This is a genomic window from Enterococcus avium ATCC 14025 (assembly GCF_000406965.1).
In the GTDB taxonomy this organism is placed as follows: Bacteria; Bacillota; Bacilli; order Lactobacillales; family Enterococcaceae; genus Enterococcus_A; species Enterococcus_A avium.
On the sequence record NZ_KE136364.1, the window covers coordinates 176,414 to 201,516 of the forward strand.

The 25,103-nt window shown below is 35.4% G+C and carries 17 protein-coding genes; 15 read left to right on the top strand and 2 right to left on the bottom strand.

Going from position 1 to position 25,103, the window contains the following annotated elements; translation table 11 throughout:
• The first annotated feature begins 85 nt into the window (after positions 1-85).
• Positions 86-2,083 (top strand): hypothetical protein, encoded by a 1,998-nt coding sequence (locus OMU_RS13705; protein WP_002298401.1) that lies wholly within the window; start codon positions 86-88, stop codon positions 2,081-2,083.
• Positions 2,084-2,158: 75 nt separating this feature from the next.
• On the opposite strand, the gene OMU_RS13710 is transcribed toward OMU_RS13705, so the two are convergent.
• Positions 2,159-2,494, bottom strand: a complete 336-nt coding sequence (locus tag OMU_RS13710; RefSeq protein ID WP_002301912.1) for a helix-turn-helix domain-containing protein — start codon at positions 2,492-2,494, stop codon at positions 2,159-2,161.
• Positions 2,495-2,620: 126 nt separating this feature from the next.
• Here OMU_RS13710 and OMU_RS13715 point away from each other — a divergent pair, with 126 nt between their 5' ends.
• The 13 genes from OMU_RS13715 to OMU_RS13780 all read left to right on the top strand — a co-directional run bounded on the left by OMU_RS13715 (position 2,621) and on the right by OMU_RS13780 (position 22,477).
• Complete coding sequence (locus tag OMU_RS13715; protein WP_002298398.1) at positions 2,621-2,836, top strand: helix-turn-helix transcriptional regulator; 216 nt, start codon at positions 2,621-2,623, stop codon at positions 2,834-2,836.
• Positions 2,837-2,872: 36 nt separating this feature from the next.
• Entirely contained in the window at positions 2,873-3,235 is a 363-nt protein-coding gene (locus tag OMU_RS13720) for a zinc ribbon domain-containing protein (protein ID WP_002298396.1), read from the top strand.
• 45 nt (positions 3,236-3,280) lie between these two features.
• Positions 3,281-3,607 carry a hypothetical protein gene (locus OMU_RS13725; protein ID WP_002298394.1) on the top strand — a complete coding sequence of 109 codons (327 nt, stop codon included), beginning with the start codon at positions 3,281-3,283 and terminating at the stop codon, positions 3,605-3,607.
• Positions 3,608-4,449: 842 nt separating this feature from the next.
• Positions 4,450-6,273: a beta-glucoside-specific PTS transporter subunit IIABC gene (locus OMU_RS13735; protein WP_002298390.1), complete on the top strand. Its 1,824-nt coding sequence runs from the start codon at positions 4,450-4,452 to the stop codon at positions 6,271-6,273.
• A 13-nt stretch (positions 6,274-6,286) separates the two neighbouring features.
• Positions 6,287-7,696, top strand: a complete 1,410-nt coding sequence (locus OMU_RS13740) for a glycoside hydrolase family 1 protein (protein ID WP_016180488.1) — start codon at positions 6,287-6,289, stop codon at positions 7,694-7,696.
• A 17-nt stretch (positions 7,697-7,713) separates the two neighbouring features.
• Positions 7,714-8,550, top strand: coding sequence for a PRD domain-containing protein (locus OMU_RS13745; protein WP_002298387.1), 837 nt, complete (start codon positions 7,714-7,716; stop codon positions 8,548-8,550).
• 64 nt (positions 8,551-8,614) lie between these two features.
• Positions 8,615-9,397 carry a hypothetical protein gene (locus tag OMU_RS13750; protein WP_002317770.1) on the top strand — a complete coding sequence of 261 codons (783 nt, stop codon included), beginning with the start codon at positions 8,615-8,617 and terminating at the stop codon, positions 9,395-9,397.
• A 510-nt stretch (positions 9,398-9,907) separates the two neighbouring features.
• Positions 9,908-11,503 carry a type I restriction-modification system subunit M gene (locus tag OMU_RS13755; RefSeq protein ID WP_002333998.1) on the top strand — a complete coding sequence of 532 codons (1,596 nt, stop codon included), beginning with the start codon at positions 9,908-9,910 and terminating at the stop codon, positions 11,501-11,503.
• On the top strand, positions 11,493-12,671 hold the full coding sequence (locus OMU_RS13760; RefSeq protein WP_016180489.1) for a restriction endonuclease subunit S: 1,179 nt from the start codon (positions 11,493-11,495) through the stop codon (positions 12,669-12,671). Before OMU_RS13755 ends, OMU_RS13760 begins: the two co-directional genes overlap by 11 nt.
• 12 nt (positions 12,672-12,683) lie before the next feature.
• Positions 12,684-15,833 carry a type I restriction endonuclease subunit R gene (locus tag OMU_RS13765; RefSeq protein ID WP_016180490.1) on the top strand — a complete coding sequence of 1,050 codons (3,150 nt, stop codon included), beginning with the start codon at positions 12,684-12,686 and terminating at the stop codon, positions 15,831-15,833.
• A 1,066-nt stretch (positions 15,834-16,899) separates the two neighbouring features.
• A complete protein-coding gene (locus OMU_RS13770) occupies positions 16,900-19,401 on the top strand; it encodes an AAA domain-containing protein (protein ID WP_016180491.1) in 2,502 nt (833 codons plus the stop codon).
• A gap of 141 nt (positions 19,402-19,542) precedes the next feature.
• Positions 19,543-21,252: a DUF6119 family protein gene (locus tag OMU_RS13775; protein ID WP_016180492.1), complete on the top strand. Its 1,710-nt coding sequence runs from the start codon at positions 19,543-19,545 to the stop codon at positions 21,250-21,252.
• 478 nt (positions 21,253-21,730) lie between these two features.
• Entirely contained in the window at positions 21,731-22,477 is a 747-nt protein-coding gene (locus OMU_RS13780; protein ID WP_016180493.1) for a hypothetical protein, read from the top strand.
• Positions 22,478-22,592: 115 nt separating this feature from the next.
• Here the strand turns inward: OMU_RS13780 and OMU_RS13785 are convergent, their stop codons facing one another.
• Positions 22,593-23,837: a hemolysin family protein gene (locus OMU_RS13785; RefSeq protein WP_016180494.1), complete on the bottom strand. Its 1,245-nt coding sequence runs from the start codon at positions 23,835-23,837 to the stop codon at positions 22,593-22,595.
• A 504-nt stretch (positions 23,838-24,341) separates the two neighbouring features.
• Between OMU_RS13785 and OMU_RS13790 the strand changes: the two genes are divergently transcribed.
• Entirely contained in the window at positions 24,342-25,091 is a 750-nt protein-coding gene (locus tag OMU_RS13790) for an SDR family NAD(P)-dependent oxidoreductase (protein WP_016180495.1), read from the top strand.
• Positions 25,092-25,103 lie beyond the last annotated feature (12 nt).

The following is a 25,103-nucleotide window of genomic DNA, read 5'->3' on the forward strand; positions in this document are numbered from 1 at the left end:
GACTAAAACATATAGTAATAAAGAGTTTGTTTTTATTATCTGTATGTTTTAGTCTTTAACAGAATTTTATAAGGAGGAAACACAAATGGAAACATCAATGATTAATATTCCAATTTATGTAGATCAAGAAAAATTATTAGAGAAGCCAGTTACAAAAAAAGAAAAAACTGATGTAAGAGATAGGTGTTTAGATAACTATAGAGAAGTTACAAGAGATGAGTTTGTAGAGATACTAAATTCATCACAATCATTTATTCCAAGCAAGACAAAGAATAAAGGCAATGACAAGGAGAGTTTTGTGGAAACCAGAGTAATTATTCTGGATGTCGATAACACTGTTAAAGATGAGAAGGGGAAGGTAGTAGATTTGAGTAAAGATGATAGTAGATACTTAAGCATAGAAAAGGTTTTATCTATCAATTTAGTTCATAATTCTGCGTTTGCGATACAAAAAAGTATTCGGTACTCTGAAAATCTAGAAAAATACAAGATTGTCTTTCTATTAAAAGAAGCAATTACTGACTATGGTAAAATGGTTGCTGTTTACGAATACTTGAAAAAGAACATCCCCGGGTGTGATGACAATGTAAATGCTTCGAATAGAATGTTTTTTGGAGGATATAAGTCAGATGCAGTGATAATAATTAATGAAGACAACATGTTAGATATTACTGAGCTTCCGATTGATTTTACCATGACATGTTCTAAAAATTGTCAAAGTGATTCAGGGAGAGAGTATGAACTAGTCAATGAAACCGATTTTGTTAAGTTGATAAAAAATGACGACAAAGAAGAAATGAAACAGTGGTTTAAAGACTGCCTGTTTGATTCCTCCGACATGTCTTTTAATGAGATTTATGAAAGATTGTTAACCATTGATATGAATAAATTACTTAAGTCAAGTAAAAACTTAAGATGTCTGTTTCACAACGATCATAATCCCTCTGCTAGTATTTTTACCAGTAAAACTGGGCATTCCATTTTTTATTGTCATTCCAGTAATTGTGATATCAGTGAAAATTTTATTGGAGTTGTGATGCTAATTTTAAAGAAAGACAGTCGGGTAGAAACATTTAATTGGCTATTAGAGAACCTAGACTTGTATCCTACACATTTTCGAAAATTGAAAGAGGAATCAAAAGTACTTTTTGACACTCTTGAATCAATGAAAGACAAACTTTTCAGGACAATAAGGAATTATCTAGAGGAAATGCGACGTGTCTATGATGTCTTGCTTTCTGATGTTAATTTTTTTGATGATAGTAAGGAAAGTGTGACTTGTATTTTGTCGGGGGAACAATTAGCTAAAAAAATGAGTTCTTACTATGGTAAAACTTATGACATAGATAAATGTAATAAGTTACTATCACTTATGACTTTTATAGGATTGATAAAAAAATTAGATGATGAAGATGTTCCTTTGAAGATGCTCGAATACCTAAATAGGTTAAAGGAAGAGAAAGCGTTAGGAAACTTTAATCATAAGAGAAGCAATGTCTATCGATTAGACGTTTTTAATGCAACTTCTGTGATTCAAAAATTGAATGAAGATATCCTTCCACTTCTGGAAAAAATTCATTTTACATATCAATATTTTTCTTATGAATGGGTTAAGATATGTTTTAACGAAAAAGAGGCTAAAAGAGTATTTCCTCAAAATTCCCGATCAGAACTCAGCAAGGAAAAACAATTGATTTTAGATGAAGCACATGAAGTTTTACAGGGCTTATCGTGGCAAGGGACATATCTAATGACAGAGAAAGAACTTATTAACACTGTTTGTGAACGCCTACGTAATGTTGGGGATAACAGCGTGAAAAATGCTTTAATAAAAAACAGAGGCTACTTTGTTAAACAAGGATTCACTCTTGAACGAGCTTCTAAGGATATTAAGAAACTATACAATGTGAAAGCAAGTAGTAGTTTTTTAATATATTTAGCGAAAGGGGCAGGGATAGATGAAACAATAAAAGAATTGATATTATCAGGAGCTGGGATAGTTCCTCTGTATCAATTTACAAGTGTAACAAGAGATGATGGACGGAGAGTAAGGAAGAGAAAAGACCCAATTGTATTAAACTAGACAGGTTATCCATAGCTCTTAATCTTATTTCATCTCAATACACCCACCGTTAAAGTTCGGTGGGTTATTTATTTTTCAATCTTTCAATAGCTGATTGCGTTCATTTTCTTGCCTTTTTAATAGCTTCATATAGTCAATTGTTCGAACTGCATCTTCAGTGCTAAGAGAACGATAGAGAGCCAAAAACTCTTCCTCATAATCTACGACAACATTGTCTAGAAAATGGCTTACAGGGGTTCCTAGGGCTCTAGAAAGAGCTGTTAAGCTATCGAGGTTAGGCTCTGTTACAGAATTTTCCCATCTTGCTACTGCCTGTTGTGTAGAGAAGATTTTTTCAGCTAATTCTTTTTGTGTCCACCCGAGAGCTTTTCGCTTTTCTCTAATGACCTTTGCATATTGTTTCTGTTTCATTAATACACCCCCATCTCAGTATAGTACAACAAGTTGTTGTATTTGTAATGGTATTTGAAGTTTTTTATATTTTATGAGTTGAAATACATCATATTGTTGTATATAATAAAACAGGAGGGGAGAATCATGAAAAAAGTAAGTAATCTCAGCCGATACAGAAAAGAAAAAGGACTTTCTCAAACGGAGTTAGCAAAAAAAATGAATGTTACACAGCAATGTGTAAGTTCGTGGCAAACAGGGAGAACGATTCCTAAACCCTATCAAATGAAGATGCTTTCTGAGATATTAAGTGTACCAATGAATGAGCTGTTTTCTGATGTATTTAATAAAGTAAACAGTTAACTAATAAGCAATTGAATGATTTTAGGAGGAGAAGACATGTATTGTAGAAAATGTGGCAAAGAAATAACAGATGAAAGTAAGTATTGCCAGTTTTGTGGAGCACTACAAGAAACAGATGAGACAACCGGAACAGACACAGTAAAGAAAAGTACTGAGCAGACAATTAATGAAATGAAGGAACAAATCGTACATGGACAAGAGACAGGGAAGCTGTATTTGATTATTGGTTGGATTTCTATGGTAGTATCGTTAGCATTTATTCCTGTTGTATTTGGTGCTGTTGCTGTTATTATGGGCTACTTATATCGAGAAAAAGATGAGAAAATGGGTACGATTTTGATGATAGCAGGGGTAGCTGGAGCAATCTTTGGTGTACTTTTAGGGATGTCAATGTACTGATAAGAGGGATAAGAGCAAATTATTTTGGAGATAGGAGATAAAAAGTTGAATAAAGTAAATATGAACAAGAAGTTTGTCATTATAGGTATTGTTGTCTTGGCTATTATAGGTATTATTTTTTCAAAAATGACAGGTACATCTGGATTAGAGAAGTCATCAAAACCATTGGTAACACAGATTTTACAAGAACAGTACAACTTAAATCGATCATGTGATGATGTGACGATTACTCATGAAAATGGAGATAACACATACCGGGCTAAAGCTATATTAGACAATGGAAGTGCTATCAACATAAATATTGAGTACTATCCAAAGAAAGACCGTATATATGTGGAGATACCATATGCTGAGGTGTTAATGTTAAATTGATTTAAATGTATTATGCATACCGTCCAAACAGGAACTCCCAAAGGTGTAAATTCACTAGGGAGTTTTTATAGTTTCCTATAAATTAAATACTAATACAGGTGACAAAAAAATATTACAATGATTGTCGGGAATTTTTATGTTATTCACTGTTATAACAATATAAAAGAAATGAAAAAGAAAAAATTATTATGGATATGTTTGGTATTTTTATTGATAATTGGTGGAATTGAAATACTTACTACATGTAGATTAGAAATAAATCAGTTTAAACATTTGCTAGTTAATTTTTAAGAATACTAGCCCAAATCATTCTATCGATACCTTTATATCTCGGAATGATTGAAATTGGCTATTGCTTACTGATTTTTACCAAAAAAACAAGTATCACTATTGTTGCCTATATTGTTGGAATGCTGTTTATTCCATCCTTTACTCACCAAATTCATCAATTTTTCCCAAGAGCAGAATTGTTGAAGTTGTGTGATCCGTTATATGCATTTTTGATGCTTTCACGATTTTGGGAATTTCCCGCTGGTTATGTAGGAATGGTTTTACTGGTATAGTTAATATTAGATATACTTATTTTAGCAGTAAGTATACGCAGATATACCCTAGTTGATGTGATCTAACTGTTATATTACCCTATACGGTCAAACGAAAAGATAAAAAATTAAATTCCCTGTTGATTGCGCTATCATAATGTGCTATTATTGGATTACAGCAAAATAACGTTATTGGCATGTTACTGATTATGCAGGCAAGACCAAGACAAACTAACACTTCAATGTTGATTGGGGCGTGGTTTGACTTGGTCTTTTTTACTGCTTTAAGGAGAGAGAATAATGGATTACAGAGAAGTAGGAAGAAATGTATTGCAACAGGTTGGGGGAAAAGAAAATGTGGTCAGCTTAACCCATTGTGCCACCAGACTGCGTTTTGAACTCAAAGATAAAAGGAAAGCCGATACGAAAGCCTTAGAAAAAACACTTGGTGTAATTAGTGTGGTGGATAGCGGTGGACAATACCAAGTGGTGATTGGCAATGAAGTCCAAACAGCCTTCAAGGAAATTCAAAAGGAAGTGGGAACTTCAATTAAAAAGGGCCCCTCTTCAGACAATCAAGAAAGTATTATTTCAAGATTGATTAGTGTCATTTCTACCACCTTTACACCGATGATTCCAGCTATAACAGGTGCCGGGATGGTAAAAGCCATTTTGGCCGTCTTGACTTTGACTGGTGTACTATCAGACAGTAGTCAAACTTACATCATTTTGAATACTATTGCTGATGCAGCCTTTTATTTTATGCCAGTACTATTAGCCTATGGGGCAGCCATAAAGTTTGATGTCAACCCAATTTTGGCGATTACTGTTGCTGGCATTTTGCTTCATCCAAATATTTCACAGCTTTTTTCTACTGGCGATGCCGTTTCTTTTCTAGGAATTCCGGTATTAGCTGCAGATTATGCGGGATCAGTTTTACCGATTATCTTTACTGTTTGGATCATGTCCTATGTAGAGCCCTTTGCGGATCGAATTTCGCCTTCGTTTATTAAATTCTTTACTAAGCCGATGCTGGTATTTTTAATTATGGGGCCTTTAGCGTTGGTTGTCATTGGACCGTTTGGAACGTTGCTGAACGATCTTATAGCAATGGGGGCTGAATGGATTAACGGCAAAGCAGCTTGGTTAATTCCATTTTTGATGGGTGGTTTGCAGCCATTTTTGGTGGTTACGGGTACAGCTTGGGCAATGACGCCAATCGCTACTATGCAATTGAGCAGTACGGGTTCTGAAATGATCAATGGGCCAGGAATGCTGGCTTCTAATATTGCTCAATCAGGTGCTACCTTTGCTGTAGCCGCGAAAACTAAAAACAAAGAGTTGAAGCAGCTAGCTGTGTCCACTGGGATCACTGCTTTAATGGGAATTACTGAGCCTTCACTCTATGGAGTAACCTTGAAGCTGAAAAAACCATTAGTTGCTTCCATGATTGGTGGTGCAATTGCTGGTTTGTATGCTGGCTTGAGCGGTTTAGTCAGATATGCCTTTGTTTCCCCTGGCTTAGCAGCCTTACCAGCCTTTATTGGAGAAAATCCAATGAATATTGTTCACGCAATTATTACGTGTGTAATCGCCTTTGTTGCAACCTTTATCATTGCTTATCTAATTGGATTTGACGATACTTCTGATGAATCAGAGCAAACGGCAATAGCCGAAGCAGTCATTGTTGAAAATCCGGTAAAAGGAACCGTGTGTCCTATTTCTGAAGTGAACGATGCTGTCTTTTCTAAGGGACTATTGGGAAAGGGCGTAGCCATTCATCCAGAAGAAAACAGCATTTATTCACCTGTTGAGGGAGAAGTCATTACTATTTTAGAATCTAAACATGCGATTGGTCTACGTTCTAAAGAAGGTATTGAATTATTGATCCATGTGGGGATCGACACCGTGAATTTAAAAGGGGAACCCTTTGAAGTATTTGTAAAAGCAGGAGATCAGGTGTCAGCAGGACAATTATTAATCAACGCCGATTTCGCTGCCATTAGAAACGCTGGCTACGATGATACAGTGATTGTGGTAGTGACCAACAGTGAAAATTACGCAGGAATTAGTGAAGCAAGCGGAAGCTTAAAGGAACACGAACCATTGATGCAAATTAGTTAAGGAGAGGATTTTTGTGCAATACAAACAGCTTTCAGCATTTCCAGAGAAGTTTTTATGGGGTGCCTCCATTAGTGCCTACCAGGCAGAGGGTGCCTATCAGGAGGATGGGAAACAACCGTCTATTATTGACAAGTATCAGCATACAGAAGGGGTAGCTAATTTTGAAGTTGCCTCGGATTTTTACCATCACTATAAAGAAGATATACAGCTGTTTAAAGAATTAGGCTTAAAAGCTTTTCGCTTTTCCATCGCTTGGACGCGAATTATGGATATTGAAAATAATAAAACCAATCAAAAGGGAATTTCTTTTTATCATCAAGTAATTGATGAATGCCTGAATCAGGGAATCGAACCGATTGTCACCATGTACCATTTCGATTTACCTTATTTTCTAGAGGAGCAGGGCGGTTGGTTAAATCGAGCAACTATCGATTATTTTGTGGACTATGTACAGGTATTGCTTACTGAGTATGGTGACAAGGTGAACTATTGGCTGACAATTAATGAGCAAAACACGATGATCCTTCATCCTGGAGCGATTGGTTTGCCACCAAGTGGAGAGCTGCCTTCAAAAAAAGAACTCTTTCAAATTAATCACCATGTTTTATTAGCTCAAGCTAGAGTAATTCACTTGTATCATCAGTTGAATCTTAAAGGAAAAATCGGTCCAGCAATCAATTTAACGGCTATGTATCAAGCTACCTCCAGTCCAGAAGATGCAATTGCAGCCCATAATTGGGAAACATTGAGAGGCTGGTCTTTCTTAGATGTAGCAGTTCGGGGAAAATACAATTATTTGTTTGAAAACTATTTGAATGATCGTGGATTATATCCTAAAATTGAGGCAGAGGATCAGGCAATTTTATCCTCCGGTAAACCCGATTTTATTGCGATTAATTATTATTCAACTGCCACCATCGCTGCCAGCAAAAATGACGGATCAGATGTTTCCGCTAGAGCGGGGGATCAACAGATCATGTTGGGAGAAGAAGGTGTCTACCGGGCAGCTGAAAATCCTTATGTAGATAAAACGCCATATGGCTGGGTAGTTGACCCTACTGGACTACGATTAACATTGAGGAAATTGTACGATCGCTATGATTTACCTATTTTAATTACTGAAAATGGCTATGGGGCACCCGACATAGTTGAGGAAGATAGACGAATTAATGACCAGGATCGAATTGATTATCTAGCCAGACATATTCTGGCTATTCAAGCAGCTTTAACAGATGGTGTAGATGTTTTTGGTTATTTACCTTGGTCAGCGATTGATGTTGTTAGTACCCATCAAGGCTTCAATAAGCGTTATGGTTTTATATATGTTGACCGAACCGATGAGAATCTTAAAGAATTAAAACGAATAAAAAAAGAAAGCTTCTTTTGGTATCAAAAAGTAATCGCAAGAAATGGCTTAGCTTAGAGAGAACGGTGAATCTAATGAGAGTAATTAAAACGTTAAACAACAGTTTAATTCTTTGCTTAGATAAGCAAGGCAAAGAAGTAATTTTGATGGGGAAAGGGATTGGATTTCAACTAAAGAAAGGCGATTTGGTTCCGGCTGACAAAATCCAAAAAGTATTTAAATTAGATTCACTTTCTGATGCTCTAAAAAAGGATTACATTAAACTGTTTGAGGCTGCTCCGGATGATCTAATTATTTGCGTCAAGCGAATTATCGATTATGCCAACGCCAAGTTTGACTTTAAGCTGAATAAAAGTCTATTTTTTACCTTGGTTGATCACTTGAAGCATGCCATTGAACGCAGTCAAAAAGGCATTGTTTTTCAAAATCGCCTGCTGATTGAAATTCAAAAGTATTACCCAAAAGAATTTGAGATCGGCTGCTATGCTATCCAATTGATCAACAAAAAAATGAATGTTCAGTTGCCAGAAGAGGAGGCTGGAAACATTGCGTTTCACATTGTAAATGCCCAAAGTGAACAAGCAAATATGGAAGAAACCATGCTCTCGGTAAGAGCACTAAAGGATATCTTGGCTATGCTAGGATATCTGTTTCCCGAAAAAAAGGTTGATAAAGATTCGATGCTTTACTTAAGATTTGTGACGCATTTACAGTTTTTTATTGCCCGAATGATTAAGAAGGAAGAGTTGCCGGAGAAGGATGATTTTTTGCTGGCTTCAGTGAAGCAGCGTTTTCCGAAAGAGTATCGGGCGGCCTTGAAAATCAAGGAGTACGTTCAAGAAGAGATGGGTGCCTCAGCAAATCAGGACGAACTGCTTTATCTAACACTGCATATTTCAAGGGTGTACTGAATGAAGAAAATATCGGCTGCACAATATATAAAGACTTGTTGGTTGTGCTAAGGCTCCTGATTCCTTGGAAAATTCTTCTAACAGTGCGGAGGTGAATGTTTCGACCTCTACCAGTGAAGTGGTAAAGTGTTCACAAGAAACTACTAGCTTGCCAGAAGAGCTACTTGGAGATTGGCAGATTAATAATAAGGATGCTGGTATAGAGATATCAGACAGTAAAGCTGTATTCCGTATAGGAAGGTCTCAAGTAGAGTCAAAGGATTATTATGTAGATGTAAACAACAAAATGCTTTTACATGTCTATTTTTCTTTTGAGTATGATAGTGTGAAATACATTGAAGTCTCTATTGAAAGAACTGGTTATAGTGAATTTATTAGTAAAAGCGTGGGAATTTTAACTATGCACACTAAAGATGGACAATATATAAGTTTGGGTGTGAAGAGAGTTTCCGGTGAGAATAATGAGACAGAAGCAGTTACGGAGCAGACGATGGATGAAAGAATCGATTCATCTAAGAGTAATGAGACAGAAGTAGATACTGGGAAGACGATAGATGAAAGAATTGATTCATTCATCGAAACATACACAGCTATACCACCTACTTGGAAGCTTGTAAATGAAGATAAAGGAATCACGATAAATACTGATACAGAGATTTCTACAGATGCTCAATCTTTATCAGATTTATTAGCTAATCTAACAGGTATCAGTAATGCAGTGACAGAGCAAGTTGGTAAAGACATTCCACTTCGGTTACTTGAAAATGGGAAAAAAGATTATTCTGTGGTATTTAAGAACGGACAGGTAACTGATTACAACGAAGTATTTAAAAAAGTTATTGAATAATGATTCTTCCATCTTTTTCATTTATTTACCCTACCCCGTTGTTATATGACCGTACTTATACATCTCCAGTAGCTTAGGATAAGCTACTGGGGGTATTTTTTTTCGGATTTGGAGCCCGACTATATTTATTTGTATCTGAAATGAAACGGAGATAGTTTCATTAAACGTTGATATATAAGTGTTTTAGACTGTTTCAGGTAGTGATTTTAGTGAAAAAATTTTTAAGAAATTTGTATATTTTATACTACTAGACAGTACTGTTTTTTTATGAAAAAATCATATGTAATTGTTTCATATGTATCTGAAATGGTTCTAAAGATAACTATGTAGAAATATAAAAAATAAGTTAACGATCAGTCTAAGTTATATCAAACAACGTTAGACTCCTTTCGCGTAGTTTATTAGCAAGAATAAGTTTCTTTCTTTTTTTTTTTTGCTTTTTATAAAAGGGGGTATGCTAAAATAAGAGGGTATATAGCAACTTTAAATAAGAGATAGGAGTGTATCTTTTTGGGTGCAGAATTAAATCAAAAATTATTTAGTGCGGCAGATAATCTCCGTAGTAAAATGGATGCGTCAGAATATAAAAATTATTTATTGGGACTGATTTTCTATAAATATTTATCCGATCGATTGTTGGAACAAGTGGTTCTTTTAGCAGATGAATCCTTAGAGGAATATGACACAGTAAGCAAACAAACAATGTTGTATCGTGAATTACTTTCAGATGAAGAATCAAAAGAAGATCTGATTGCCACAATCGTTGATATTTTGGGATATGCAATTGCACCAGAGTATCTTTTCAACGTCTTAGCGGATCAAGCAAAACAAGCAACGTTCCAATTGAACGATCTAAACAAAGCCTTTGTGCAATTGGCATCTACCTACAATCAATTTAATGGGTTATTTGATGATGTGGATCTCCAATCAAAAAAACTAGGAACAGATGAGCAACAACGAAATGTGACGATTACCGAAGTCATCAAGAAATTGAATGATGTAGATGTTTTAGAACACGATGGGGACGTGATCGGGGATGCGTATGAGTTTCTGATCAGTCAATTTGCTTCAGAAGCAGGGAAGAAAGCCGGAGAATTTTACACACCTCATATGGTTTCTGATATGATGGCGCAAATCGTAACGCTCGATCAAAAGGAACGACGATTCTTTAGTGTTTTTGATCCAACGATGGGTTCAGGTTCATTGATGTTAAACGTACGTAACTACTTAACACACCCAGATAACGTTAAATATCATGGGCAAGAACTAAATACAACGACATACAATCTAGCAAAAATGAACTTGATTTTACATGGTGTCGACGCCGAAGAAATGAATCTCCGCAATGGGGATACGTTGAATAAGGACTGGCCAACAGATGAACCTTACACATTTGATGCAGTAGTAATGAACCCACCTTATTCGGCTAATTGGTCAGCAGATACGACCTTTTTAGATGATTCTCGGTTTAATCGTTATGGGAAATTAGCGCCAAAATCCAAAGCAGATTTTGCGTTTCTTCTTCATGGGTTCTATCATTTGAAGGAAACAGGTACCATGGCCATCGTCTTACCACACGGAGTTTTATTCCGTGGCGCTGCAGAAGGGGTCATTCGTCAAAAATTATTAGAAGACGGCAGTATTTATGCTGTGATCGGTATGCCTGCGAACTTGTTCTTTGGTACATCGATTCCAACGACGGTGATTGTGTTGAAGAAGAATCGTCAAACTCGAGATGTATTATTCATTGATGCTAGTCGTGAATTTGTTAAAGGGAAAAATCAAAATAAACTATCGGAAGAAAACATTCAAAAAATCCTCGAAACCTACGCTGAAAGAAAAGATGTCGAGAAATACGCTCATTTGGCAACCTTTGATGAAATCAAAGAAAATGACTATAACTTAAATATCCCACGCTATGTAGATACTTTCGAAGAAGAAGAACCAATTGATATGGTTCATGTCGGAAATGACATCAAGAAGATACGACAAGAACAGCAAGTGCTAGAAAAAGAACTTTTAGAAGCTATCTCTTCCCTGCAAACAACACCTGAAAATGAAGCGTGGTTACAAGGTGCGTTGGAGGTGTTCAAACATGAGCAATGATACGCAACCAGAAATTCGGTTTCCTGGATTTACGGATGATTGGGAACAGCGTAAGTTTGGTCTGCTATTTGAAAAGAACCTCGAAAAAAACAAAAATTCCGAATTCGATGCTTCTAGGACAATATCCATTGCTACAATGCATTTCAAAGAAGAAGGTAATGGGGCAGCAGAATCATCCTTAGCAACTTACAAGGTTCTCCGCGTTGGAGATATTGCCTATGAAGGCCATACAAGTAAGCAATTTGCTTTCGGAAGATTTGTGCTGAACGACATTGGGGATGGGATTATGTCGCCACGATTTACAACGTTACGACCTACATCAGAGCGACCAATCTCATTCTGGAAACAATACATTCATTACGAGCCAATCATGCGGCATCTTTTAGTCCGCTCAACCAAAAATGGAACAATGATGAATGAGTTGGTCATTCCAGACCTTGAAAAGGAATCGCTGTTAGTTCCTAGTGAATCCGAACAAAAACAAATCGGGGCATTCTTCGACAAGCTAGATGAAACCATCACCCTTCATCAACGTAAGTTAGATTTGCTGAAGGAAACGAAAAAAGGATTCTCACAAAAAATGTTCCCTAAAAACGGAGCAAAAGTGCCAGAAATTCGGTTTTCTGGTTTTACGGAAGATTGGGAACAGCGGAAGTTGGGAGAAATCGTTCAAATTACCATGGGGCAATCTCCAAATTCGGAAAATTATACAGAGAATCCAGAGGACTATATTTTGGTTCAAGGAAATGCTGATATGAAAAACAATAGAGTTGTACCAAGAGTTTGGACTACGCAAATTACAAAACAAGCAGAAAAAGGTGACCTTATTTTAAGTGTTCGAGCTCCAGTTGGAGACATCGGAAAAACTGATTATGATGTAGTTCTAGGACGTGGAGTTGCAGCAATTAAAGGAAATGATTTCATTTTCCAACAACTTGGGGAAATGAAAGAGTCTGGCTACTGGAATCGATTCAGTACAGGATCAACATTTGAAAGTATTAACTCAAATGATATTAGAGAAGCTTTAATTACTATTCCAACCGGAGAAGAACAACAAAAAATTGGTGCCTTCTTCAAGCAGCTAGATGATACGATCGCTCTTCATCAACGTAAGTTGGATTTACTAAAAGAAACGAAAAAAGGCTTCTTACAAAAGATGTTTGTCTAGGAGGGAAGAAAAATGAAAATTAGTCACCGTGAGGAAGCGGAAGTCGAAGAACAGTTGATTCGTGTACTTGGAGAAGGGCATAATCAGTGGGCGTATCGTCCAGATTTAAAATCAGAAGAAGATCTTTGGGCTAATTTACGTCAAAAAATCATCTCAAATAATCAAGCAGAACTGAATGATTCTCCTTTGACCGATAAAGAATTTGAAACGATCAAAACGGAATTATTGTTGCGAACGAAAACCCCCTTTGATGCTGCGAAATGGTTAAAAGGTGAAAATGGGATGGCTCGGATCACGATTGAACGGGAAGATTCGCAATTAGGTTCTGTCTCACTTATCCTTTATTCCAATCAAGACATTGGTGGAGGAATCTCTACTTATGAAGTGGTCCATCAAATTGCAAAACGTGGAAGTAACATAGAAGAACGGGATCGACGTTTTGATGTCACCTTATTGATCAATGGATTACCGATTGTCCAAATCGAGTTGAAACAAGTAACCGCAAAAGATGGCGTTTATCAGGCCTTTAATCAAATCAAAAAGTATGCAGAAGAAGGTATGTTTCGGAACAATATCTTTTCGACCTTACAGTTGTTTGTGGTTTCCAATGAACAAACGACTCGGTATTTTGCAAATTCCTTACCGAAGGATTTGCATCCTAAGTTTTTATTTAGTTGGCGAACGAAAGACAATAAAAAGGTAGAAAACTTATATGAGTTTTGTAAACAAGTGTTAAATATCCCAGATGCTCATCGTTTGATTGCGGATTATACAATCGTCAGTGAAGATCAAGACAATAAAACCCTCATGGTGTTACATCCTTATCAAGTGCATGCGATTCAAGCCTTGTTTATTGCTGCAAATAAACATCAATCAGGGTATGTGTGGCATGCGACTGGTTCAGGAAAGACGTTGACTAGTTTTGTATCTACTAAGCTTTTAGCACGAAAATCGGGGATCGATCGGACGATCATGTTAGTGGACCGCAAAGATTTAGATAATCAAACCACCACAGAGTTTACGAAATTTGCTTCGGAGTTTAATACTGGGATTTCTTCTGGTAACGCCAAAGCGAATAGCTTGATCGTGGGAACAGGAAGTGCCAAAGAATTAAGTGAAACCTTATTGGCAGATGCCAATGCGAATGTTGTGATCATTACAACCCGTCAAAAGCTGGATGCCGCATTGAAATATGCAAAGAAACAAGAAGAGAAAAAAGGAACCAATCGCTTCCAAAAATTAATGGGGCAACATATCGTGTTTGTAGTCGATGAGTGTCATCGAGCGTTAAGTGCTGAAAATATGGAAGAAATCAAAAAAATGTTTCCGAAATCCACTTGGTTTGGCTTTACAGGTACACCGATTTTCCCTGAGAATCGGAAACAAGCCAAAGGGCAATTGGCACGTACGACCCATGATCAGTATGGGGAAGTCTTGCACACCTATACCATCAAGAATGCGCTAGAAGATGGCTCTGTTTTAGGATTTCAAGTAGAGCATGAAAACACCGTGGAGCCGACTTCATTAGAGAATAAAATCTATCGGAAATTAAAAGAAGTAGAAACATATGCAGAGTATTCACCGGAACAGATCAATCGTATGATCGATCAAATGGAGTCTGTCAAAAAAGAAAGTTATTTGGACCCTACTGTTTTTGAAGCAGAGGAACATATCCAAAAAGTCATTCATAAAATGTTCCGTCCAGACAATGCCTATACAAAATTTGATTTTCGAAATGGCCGTCCAACGAAGTCTGCGATCTTAACCACGAGTTCCATTGACATGGCCAAAAAGTATTATCGGGCCATCAAAGAGATGACGAAAGAACCTGACTGGTTAACAAAAGAGTTTCCCAATCAGCCCATTCGTGAAGGACGAACGATGGAGGATCCTGATTTTCCACGAATCGCTATTACCTATTCATTAGAAGAAAACAGCCGAGATTCAAGTGTCCAACAAGAAGAAATGCAAAAAATTATTGAGGAATATAATCAGTATTATGATACTGCCTGGTCATTAGCAGACATTGAGCGTTATAACGGAGACATCAATAATCGTTTGGCACGAAAAAGAGCGGAATTCAAACAATTTGGGAAACAAATCGATTTAGTGATAGTAGTGGATCGTCTATTGACAGGTTTTGACGCCCCTACGATTCAAACCCTATTTGTGGATCGTAATCTAGAGTATGCAGGATTGATCCAAGCCTTTTCACGTACGAACCGTACGTATCCTGAAAAAACAAAAGGACTAATTGTTACTTTCCGAAAGCCAGCGACAATGGAGAAGAATGTCGAGGATGCGACAAAACTGTATTCAGAAGCTAAAGAAGAATCGGGTTTGATTTATCCAAGTTACCAAGAATCCAAAAAAAGATTCAAGCAAGCATATGGTAAGTTAAAAGAGGTTTCATCCATGGAATCCATTGATGAACATACGCCACTTGAAATCCGTATCGAGTACGTCAAAGCATTTCAAGAATTGAATCGTGCGTATGAATCGTTAGTGACTTATGATGATTACAATGATGACATGGTGCAATCTTCAACTTTGAACAATCAAATTCAACTTTTGGAAGAACAAATTGGCGTGTACGAGACCGTGAAGGGTTCATTGATGGAGGAAGAACTAGAAAAAGAGGGAGAAGATTTTTCAACGATCGAATTTTATAGTGAAAATACCACTAAGTTGTATGATATTGATTCTACTTATATTGATCAATTACTAGGAACTTATGCTGCGAATAGTTCAGATGCACGAGAAGAAATTGAAAAAGCTTTGGCTAAATTGAATAAAACAGAAGGAGTCAAAGAAGTTTACCGACAAATTTTAAATGCATTTGATGTGGGGACTTTAGATAGTAATGAAGATATCTTTGTCATTAAACGTCGCTATTTTACACAAGCAAGTGATGATTTGATTCATGCCTTTTCCAATGAGTGGTTTGTTTCTGAGAAAGAATTACATGCTTCTAATCTGCAATATCTACCAGGTGAAGATCGAATTCCTAATATGAAAGCAATTATCAACAGTAAGGATTACGAAGGATATAAAGCCAAACATCCAGAAGCAAAGCCATTTAAATACACACAAGAAATGAAGCGAGCATGGCGTAAAATGTTAGATGATGAGTTGATTCCACTTGAAAATGAATTGAGGTAAACGAGAAGAGTTAAGAAAATTGTATGATTCAAAGATGGTAGTAAAGTGGAAGTGTAGAAAATAGGGATAGATGTCTTTTTACTTGTTCACATTTTATAATGAAGTATTTAAGACAGCTATTGAATAATGTTTCCTCCACCTTTTTCATTCATTTACCCCACCCCGTTGTTATATGACCGTGTTTTGAGAGGAACCAATAAAAAGCATAGGCTAACTAGGGGTTCCTTTTTCTTTTGTTTTTTTGGAATCCGCTTAAGTGAAATGTATCTGAAATGAAACGGAGATAAAGTGATTTTTTGCTGTAATGACAAGGTTTTAGCTGTTTCAGATACCATGTAACCCAAAATAGTTTATTGAGAAAATAGGAGAGTATTTGATACTAACTAGTAGGAAAAAATGAGATAAAAAGTAAATGGAATCATTTCAGGTAATCTCAAATAAAAAAATATACAGTCCTGTGGCACTTTACCTATGGGACTGTATATTTTTTACTCTCAGCGGGCTTGTTTTGACTCCGTATCTGACTCCGTCGTATTGATTTTAAATGATATTCGATGACCATTTAACAGGTCATTTTTGAAATTTTTGTCTCTATATGACTCAGTTTGATAATTATTGATAGATCAATTTGGGTCTATATCGAACAAGGGAATAATCCAATAAAAAATGATTTAGAATATCAAAATAACAAAAAAGAGGACTACCTGTATCCGTCCTCTTTTTTGACCAGATTTTGACCAGTCTAATTTACATTCTAATATATTCATATGAGCTAATTTTTTGATTAAATGGTAAGTTTTTCCTTGTTTGTTTTAGTTTAAACTAGTGTGTAATTTAAAAATCTATATGGAAGGCAGCGTCGGATAGAAATTTTATAAGTTCCCGAAACGTTGATAAGATAACGTTTCGGGGCTTTTTTTATATTAAGAAATAGTAGTAGCAAAAGACATGTTTATAATTAATTAAATGTGTTATTATTTAAGAATACAAGCATATTAAATATGTTATTAGTCAGTATTTTTGTGTGAACTATGGGGAAGAAAACTATGTATAAATATGTCATGAAATGATAGTACAAAAATTGGAGCTGAATAATATCGATACTAAATCAAAGAAAAAAATAGAGGAGTTTCAAAGGTATTTTATAAGTATAGCCAAACAGCTAGGAGATAAGAACTCTAAAAAATATGAAAAAGGATTTCATCAATGCGTTTGTGAGCAGATTGATTTTTTCGATCCTTCAAGCGCTTTATACGGATATTTGATGAAGCAAAATGAATATAGAGAATATGTAGGGGATCTGATATTTCCATTTGGGATAAATAGTAGTCAGTTAAAGGCTGTTGAGCAAACATTTCAAAACCAAATTTCAGTAATTCAAGGACCTCCTGGTACAGGCAAAACACAAACTATTTTAACGATTATAGCTAACGCCATAATGAATAATAAGACTGTAGCGGTAGTATCTCCTAACAATGCAGCTACAGATAATGTATTTGAAAAACTTGAAAAAGAGGGGCTTTCACTTATCGCTGCCAATTTAGGGAAAACTAAAAAAGCGGAGGCTTTTTTTAAAAATATGTTGTCTATTCCAAAAATAATAAATGAATGGAGAATACCTGAAGATGAATTAGACAGTAACAAGGAGAAACTAACGAAAGACCTTATAAGTTTAAGTCAAATTTTAGATGAGCGAAATCGACTAGCTACATTGGAACAAGAATTGAGAGATTGGCAGCAAGAAAAAAAATATTTTGAATCTTATATAAAGAGTAGAACTGACTCTAATAGTACTTTAAAAACAAAACTGAAACGAACATCTTTAATCAGATTCGATGCCCAAAAGAAAATGAGACTTTTGGTAGATTTGAATTTAAATGATGATCAGCAACTTAATTTTGGAAAGAAAATTAAATATTTTTTTCAATATGGAATATATAATTTTGATCCTTTTCGCTCTAGTGAATCTATTCAAGAACTTATTGATTATGTAGAACGAGAGTATTATCAAAATAAAATAGCATCAATAAAAAAGGAAATAGCAGAAACTTCGTCATTTTTGAAAGGAAGCAACTATAAGAAACTCGATGAGAGCGTTAAAGGTCTATCAATAAGAATATTTAAATCTTTTTTGAGTAGTAAATACACTGTTGGAAATAGTAGGGCGACCAAAGATCAAATGAGGAAAGATTATAAAGAATTTACAAAAGACTTTCCCGTAACACTTAGTACTTGTGATGCGATTACAATGAATATTCAAAAAGGTAATAAATTTGATATTGTTGTAATTGATGAAGCATCTATGGGTGGGTTAGTTCCTAGTATTTTTCCACTTAGTGTTGCAAAAAATATTGTTATCGTTGGTGATAATAAACAATTACCTAATATCATAACGGATAAGGAAGAGAAGCAGAAAAATATAGGACCTCCTCAAGATAGAACATACGATTATTTTGAACATAGTATCTTGTCATCAATAGAAGCAGTATTTGGTGAAGAACTTCCATCCGTCTTGCTAAAAGAACACTATCGTTGCCATCCGATGATTATCAATTTTTGTAATCAGGAATTCTACGATGGAGAGTTAATTGTTTTAAGTGATTTTAATGAAGACGAAAAAGCTTTAGTTCTTGTTGAAACATCTGATGGTAATCATATGAAGTTTGACTATGACAAGAAAATATTTAATCAACGTGAGATTGATAGCGTTTTATCTGAAGAATTTAGTAAAGCTTGCCCGATTATTCATGATATGAAAACTACAGGACTAGTAACACCTTTTAGAAGGCAAGCGGATAAAAGTCTTGCTGCTATTGAAAAACAGCAAAAGAAGTATGTTGCAGATACTGTTCATAAGTTTCAAGGAAGAGAATGTGAAGCAATAATTTTTTCTACTGTTTTAGATAATAAAGGAAGTAAAAGAAATTATAGTTTTGTAGAGGATGAAAAGTTAATCAATGTTGCAGTTTCACGAGCTAAGCGCCTTTTTGTTCTTAATAGTTCTGTGAAAGAGTTTAGTAAGAGAAATGGCAGTATCGCAAGTTTAATTAGACATATTAAGTATAACAGTGATTATTCATTGGAGCATAAAAGTCCAGTGAACTCAATTTTTGATTTGTTAACAAGGGACTTTCAAGATGAGCTGTTTAGAAGAAGAAATAATTATAAAATCAAACATTCTAATTTTGATTCGGAAAATTTAATGATGGATATGATCTTAACTATTCTAGCTGATGAAAAGTACAAATCAATTACGTGTACGACAGAATATACGATAAAGAAATTAGCTAGAGATTTTTCAGTGTTGACAACAGATGAGCAACAATATGTTAAGAATGGTGCAAGATTAGATTTTGTTTTCTACTTTAAAACAGGAAAAGAACCGGTTGCTGCAATTGAAGTGGATGGTCATAAGTTTCATTCGAGACCGGAACAGGTGGTGAGAGATAAGCGGAAAGATAGTATTTTATCTAAATTAGGGATAAAGCTTGCGCGCTTTTCTACTAATGGAAGTGAAGAAGAAAAGAAGCTTAGGGCATATCTTGATAGTTTGGTGGCGGAGGAATAAGGAATTAAGAGTTTGTCTTTAAAAAAATCTATTCTTGTATTTTGCTATTCACAAATAAAATAGAAATTAATTGCTATTTGTTTTTCTATGAGTAAATATTTTTTTAAAGGCTATAAGATTTAGTGAAAGTGAGAGATATATATGAAACCGAAAGTTTATAAATCAAAATATTCATACGCAGAAACTATAAAAAGGCTGGAGAGATCAAGCTATTCTCAAGTTGGAGAGGAAAAGAAATATTCGGATCAGAGTGTAAGAATGAGTCTTTATTTCGAGTCGCATGAAAAATCACATCCGGAATGGATAAATGAATTACTACTTTTTTTTGATAAGGAAAACTTTTTTGATGATGAAAAGCCAATACAATATAATGCTATCATAGTTGTTAAAACAACTAAATCGGTGTACTTACTACCACGTGGTTACGCATTTTGGGTAACTGATGACTTGAGCGAATCTGATTTCGGTTTAAATTTTGCGGAAAAAGCGATAAGAGATGATGACATTTCTTTAAAGAGTGTTAGTTATGTTCAGAGAAATAAAATGAGAGGTGTTTTAAATTACAAAAAAGGTCAAAATGAGTTTCCTCAAGCAAGCGAAAGTTATTTCTTTATCAGTGGAAAACCACAGAATGAAGAGATATATGGCAAAAGTGTAGACTGTGGAACAGGTTTAACAATCTGCAAAAACTTTAATTTAAAGAAAGATTTTAGCATAGATAAATTTGTTTCATTGTTTAATGAAATAGATATTACGCTAAATTTGAAGGAAAAGAAATCGAGTATTCCAAGATGGATTAAGATACAAAAAAAGAATGAGCTAAGTCAAGATTTATCAAATAAATTACTTAGGAGTATCAAGGAGAACGATGGTAATTCTCAGCTGTCTTTCAATATGAATAGAATTCAAGTTTTTGATAATGCAATTAATTTTCTTGAATCAAATCAGAATATAGGTATTTATCTTATGGGTGGAAAGAAGAAGAAGGAAGAAACTTTTCAAACAATAGATTTTGATGAAATGAAAATTTGCAGTTACATTAAAAAATATGCCGGGAAAATTAACTCATTAGATGATATAGGCTTCTCCATATGTGATGATAGTGGATTACCCATAAAAGATAATATAAGGTTTTCACATCTGATGTATGCCGAACTGGAGTATCAGGAAAAGGTTTATATATTAGATAACGGTTATTGGGGATACTTCAATGAAAAATTTTACGAGCTTCTTAAAATTAAACTAAACATAATTAATGGTATTGTGGACTATCCGGAGGCTTATAACATTGCTTATGAGACTCAAGAGGAGGGTGAGCTTTCAGGAGAAGGAGGCTATATCCATGTAGTAACCCAAAAAAACAATTTAATAAAGTTACACAAACGAAATGTGATGGTTTCTGGAGTTCAAGCGGAAATCGCTGATTTTTATGATATAAGTAAGAAGGAGTTAGTAGCAGTAAAAAGAGGGACCAAAACTTCACTAGCTATGTATAGTTTTGAACAATCACTTCTTTCAATTCAGTTATTAGCACATAAAAATGAGCTGTCAGTCGAATCAACATTAGCTAAATATAATGACGGTAGGAAATATAAAGAAGATAGGTATCCAAAAATTTCCAATGCAAAATTGAAAAAAATAGTAAGTTGCAAGAATACTTCGGTTTTGTGGTTAATTGATGATAGTAAAAAATACGTTTATGAAGGAGTTAAAAATCAAAATTTTGACTTGAACAGTTTTAAGTCAATAATGTTGAAACTTAAGATTATAGATTGGTATTCATTTGTATTAGACAATAGTTTTAACCCTAAGCTTTACTTTGCTTTGGATCTACCGGTGCAAAATGGTTAAATTAAAAATAACGTGAATTGGTTGGATTATCAGCGAAATTAAAAGAGAGTCAATAGGGAATAATACATCTTATGAAATTTTTCAGAGGAACATGAAAAGGAATGCTAATTTGTTCTTTAAGGTGAAATTATCTTTTAGAGTTTTGGAAAGATATGTTTTTTTGCGCTGTTCTTACTTGTTTTTACTACATATCTGTGAATGTCGCTTTTAATTTGGTTAAAAAGGAGATTATTACTTTTGTTTAAGATGTCAGATATGAGTTGCAAAAAGAAGAGAATTTAACTAGTAATGAAAAAGAAAACAAAATCGATATTGAATAGAAATGTAGGTATTGATGGTCTGTGAATATAAGTGGAATTCGAAATATTATTATGATTAAATATTAAGAACAATTACTCGTTTAGAAATTAATTGTTGAGAAAGGCATAATGAGGTATTTTTGAAAAATCGTTTTGATAATTAATTGTAGAGGTGAAAAATGGAAAGACTATTTTTTGATTTTAAAGGTGATTTTCAATGGGCAAGTATAGCTGCGATCGTTGCGGTTTTTGGCGCTTTAGCATCGTTATTGTTTTCTTTTTTAAGCTATCATAATACAAAAAAATCAATACTAATTCAAAAAGAGATGGATCAGAAAAAAATCGATGCGGATATAATTTCAAAATCAAGAATGCACTGGATTGATAATACTAAGATGGTAACATCTACCTTTATAACAGATTCATTATCATTGGGTGCAAATATGAAAATGTTTACACAAAAGATAATTCAGCTTAATGGAATAAGGATTGAAATGAGCGAACTCCATGAGAAAAGCATGAATAAAAAACTACCGCAAGCAGAGAGAAATAAAGCAAAAGAAGTTTCCCAACATTGGATAGATGAAGGATCAAAAATTTTTAATAAAGATATGGAAGAAAGAGCTGATGAAATCAATGAATTATTAAAAAGGTTATCCAATAATTTCATGTTAATTAAGTTAAATTTCAGCAACAATGATGAGAATAATACAATAGTTGATTTAGCTTTTAAAATATATGAAGGGCTGAGGAGGCATTCTCTAACTTCAGGATGGGATCAAATGACTAGTGAAAAAGAATTAATTCAAAGTTTGAGAGAGACTGAAAAAGTATTTCAAGAAAATTCTATGAACGCTGAAAAATTTACAGAATTTTTGCGAGACTATTATAAAAGAGAATGGGAAAAAGTAAAAACAGGGAAGTGAGTCTATTAAAAAAATCTCTCTACGGGATATAAAACAAGTCTCGTCATAGAATAAAATGACGAGACAAGAGCAACTTAGTCTTCTCAATAATCTTTTGCAGCCTAACATCATCCATCTACTCTACATCAACAATCGGTTCAATCACCACTTCTTCAATCCTGCGATTCCGCATCTTCGAAATAGTGATCTTCAACCCATCTAACTGAATCGTTTCTCCTTCTACAGGAATTCGTTCGATTGATGCTAAAATATAGCCTGCGACGGATATTGAGTTCGTGGTATTTGTAATATTGAAGAGCTCTTCCAGGCAATCGAAGTCTGAGCGTCCATTTACCAGGAAGCTGCCATCTGCCAGCTTGTAATAATCCAGTTTCTTATTATCGTATTCATCCCAGATTTCCCCGACCAATTCTTCGATGATATCTTCTAGTGTGACGAGTCCGGCGGTCCCACCGTATTCATCGATAATGATGGCTATATGGATTTGATCGGCTTGGAATTTTTTCATTAGCTCGGAAATTTTCATGCTTTTTGGGATGAAGCTGATTGGTTTGACGATGTCTTCGATTCTTTTTTCACCTTTTAGCACATGGTAATAAAAATCTTTTTGATTCACCACGCCGGTCACATCATCGATGCTATCTTGGCAATAGGGCAGGCGAGATAAGCCGGAGGATTCAAAAATTTCAGCTATTTCTTCGGTGCTCTTTTTACTGTTAATGGAAATAATATCGGTACGGGGCACAAAGATTTTTTGTACCTCCAAATCGTTGAATGCGACCACACTTTTGATTAGCAGCTCGTCATCTGCATCGATCGAACCTTCTTGAGCTGCTTCCTCCACAAGAATCAGCAATTCATCTTCGGTGATGGAAGGGGTGACTTCTTTGTTTGGTAACAGCTTCATCAGACCAGTTTTCAAGACAGAGAAAAAGAGCGTCAGTGGATAAAAAATGGTCAGTAAGATTTTCAATGGGCGGGCAACGGCAAGTGCGAAAGTCTCAGGTGCTTCTTTTGCCAATGTTTTTGGAAATATCTCGCCAAAGGTTAAAACCAAAATCGTCATCACAACTGTCGATAGCGTAACGCCGATGTTGCCAAAATAGCGTACAAATAGGACGGTCGCAATCGAAGAGCTTGCGATATTCACGATGTTGTTCCCGATCAGGATCGCGGATAGAAGGCGATCGAAATTATGAAACAATTCTAAAACGTTCCTTGCTTTGTCATTTCCTTCCTCTGCCAATTTAGTGATCCGAATGCGATTTAATGAAGAATAGGCCGTTTCACTCGAAGAAAAGAACGCTGACAAAGCCAGCAATATTACCAATACAACCATCATGACACTTAGATTATCCAAAAAGTTTCCTCCTTATATTTTTCAACCAATGTAAAAAAGCACCCTGTATGCCAACAGCGCACGTTAAAATGATTATTAATAAATAGATGATTATTTTTTTCTATACACAACGAGTCCTCGTCGTCCAAAATATCATTTCTCCTATCTTAGCTAAAAATCTCTTTAATTAACCGTATCGTATTCCAAATTGAATGTCAAGATAGGATTTAATCACAAATAGACAGGTTAAGAAAACGGCTATTACTTCAGAAGTTTTTATTCAATCAGCTTTTTACAAGAACGAACGTCAATAAGTAAAAATATTGTGCCTTTTTCATGAAGACGTTTTCTAAGCACCTGATTAATGCTATCATTGTAGTAGTAACGTAGTATCCCCCAAACTTTATTCGATTCATCAAGACATCTGTCTGCAACTAAAATCCAACAAGAGTTTCTAATTGAACAAATGTAACTGTCCTATTTTCATTTGAAGTTTTTTTGCTTTTTGAAAAGGGAGGTAGAACGATGTTCCAAGATTACAAAGTTGTGATTACTGGTGCGACTTCTGGTATTGGCCTGGCTACGGCTCGGCTATTTATCAAGGAGGGCGCGACAGTGATTGGGATCGGTCGGAATTTTAGCAAGACGAAGGATTTAGGTGATCGGTTTATTCCTCGGACCTGTGATGTGCGGGATGCCGATGAGATCGTAAAGACGTGTGATTTTATCAAAGAAACGTTTGACAATGAGTTGGATGTATTTGTGAACAATGCGGGTTTTGGTGAGAATACCACGATTCGTGATGTGACGGTCGATCAATTTGATCGCTGCTTCAGTCTTTTGCTGCGGGCACCGATGCTGTTTGCCAAAGAATTGTATCCTCTTTTATTAAATGCTCCGAAAAACAACGCAAGTATTATCAATACCGCTTCTGCCGCCAGCCGAACTGTCAGCTCTGAAAATCCTTTGTATAATCTAGCGAAAAACGCCGTGGTGCTGTATACCAAGCAGCAAGCCCAGGGCTTTATTGGCGTGCGCTGTAATAGTGTGTCGCCGGGCTTTATCCAAACACCAATCTTCCAACGAGATGGTGTCAATATGGCGGAAGCTGATGTCTTGGCGATGTATGATCAAATGGCGCATATTACTTGCGGACGAACAGGGAAACCAGAAGAAGTAGCGGATTTGATCGCGTTTCTAGCCTCGAAAGATGCACAGTACATCAATGGCGCCGATGTCTTGATCGACGGCGGCTTGATGACGGTCAGTAACTAGGGGGGAAAATAA

Coding starts and splice junctions, on each gene's coding strand:
- OMU_RS13705 (WP_002298401.1), top strand. CDS start 86: ATGGAAACATCAATGATTAATATTCCAATTTATGTAGATCAAGAAAAA.
- OMU_RS13710 (WP_002301912.1), bottom strand. CDS start 2,494: ATGAAACAGAAACAATATGCAAAGGTCATTAGAGAAAAGCGAAAAGCT.
- OMU_RS13715 (WP_002298398.1), top strand. CDS start 2,621: ATGAAAAAAGTAAGTAATCTCAGCCGATACAGAAAAGAAAAAGGACTT.
- OMU_RS13720 (WP_002298396.1), top strand. CDS start 2,873: ATGTATTGTAGAAAATGTGGCAAAGAAATAACAGATGAAAGTAAGTAT.
- OMU_RS13735 (WP_002298390.1), top strand. CDS start 4,450: ATGGATTACAGAGAAGTAGGAAGAAATGTATTGCAACAGGTTGGGGGA.
- OMU_RS13745 (WP_002298387.1), top strand. CDS start 7,714: ATGAGAGTAATTAAAACGTTAAACAACAGTTTAATTCTTTGCTTAGAT.
- OMU_RS13760 (WP_016180489.1), top strand. CDS start 11,493: ATGAGCAATGATACGCAACCAGAAATTCGGTTTCCTGGATTTACGGAT.
- OMU_RS13765 (WP_016180490.1), top strand. CDS start 12,684: ATGAAAATTAGTCACCGTGAGGAAGCGGAAGTCGAAGAACAGTTGATT.
- OMU_RS13770 (WP_016180491.1), top strand. CDS start 16,900: ATGATAGTACAAAAATTGGAGCTGAATAATATCGATACTAAATCAAAG.
- OMU_RS13775 (WP_016180492.1), top strand. CDS start 19,543: ATGAAACCGAAAGTTTATAAATCAAAATATTCATACGCAGAAACTATA.
- OMU_RS13780 (WP_016180493.1), top strand. CDS start 21,731: ATGGAAAGACTATTTTTTGATTTTAAAGGTGATTTTCAATGGGCAAGT.
- OMU_RS13790 (WP_016180495.1), top strand. CDS start 24,342: ATGTTCCAAGATTACAAAGTTGTGATTACTGGTGCGACTTCTGGTATT.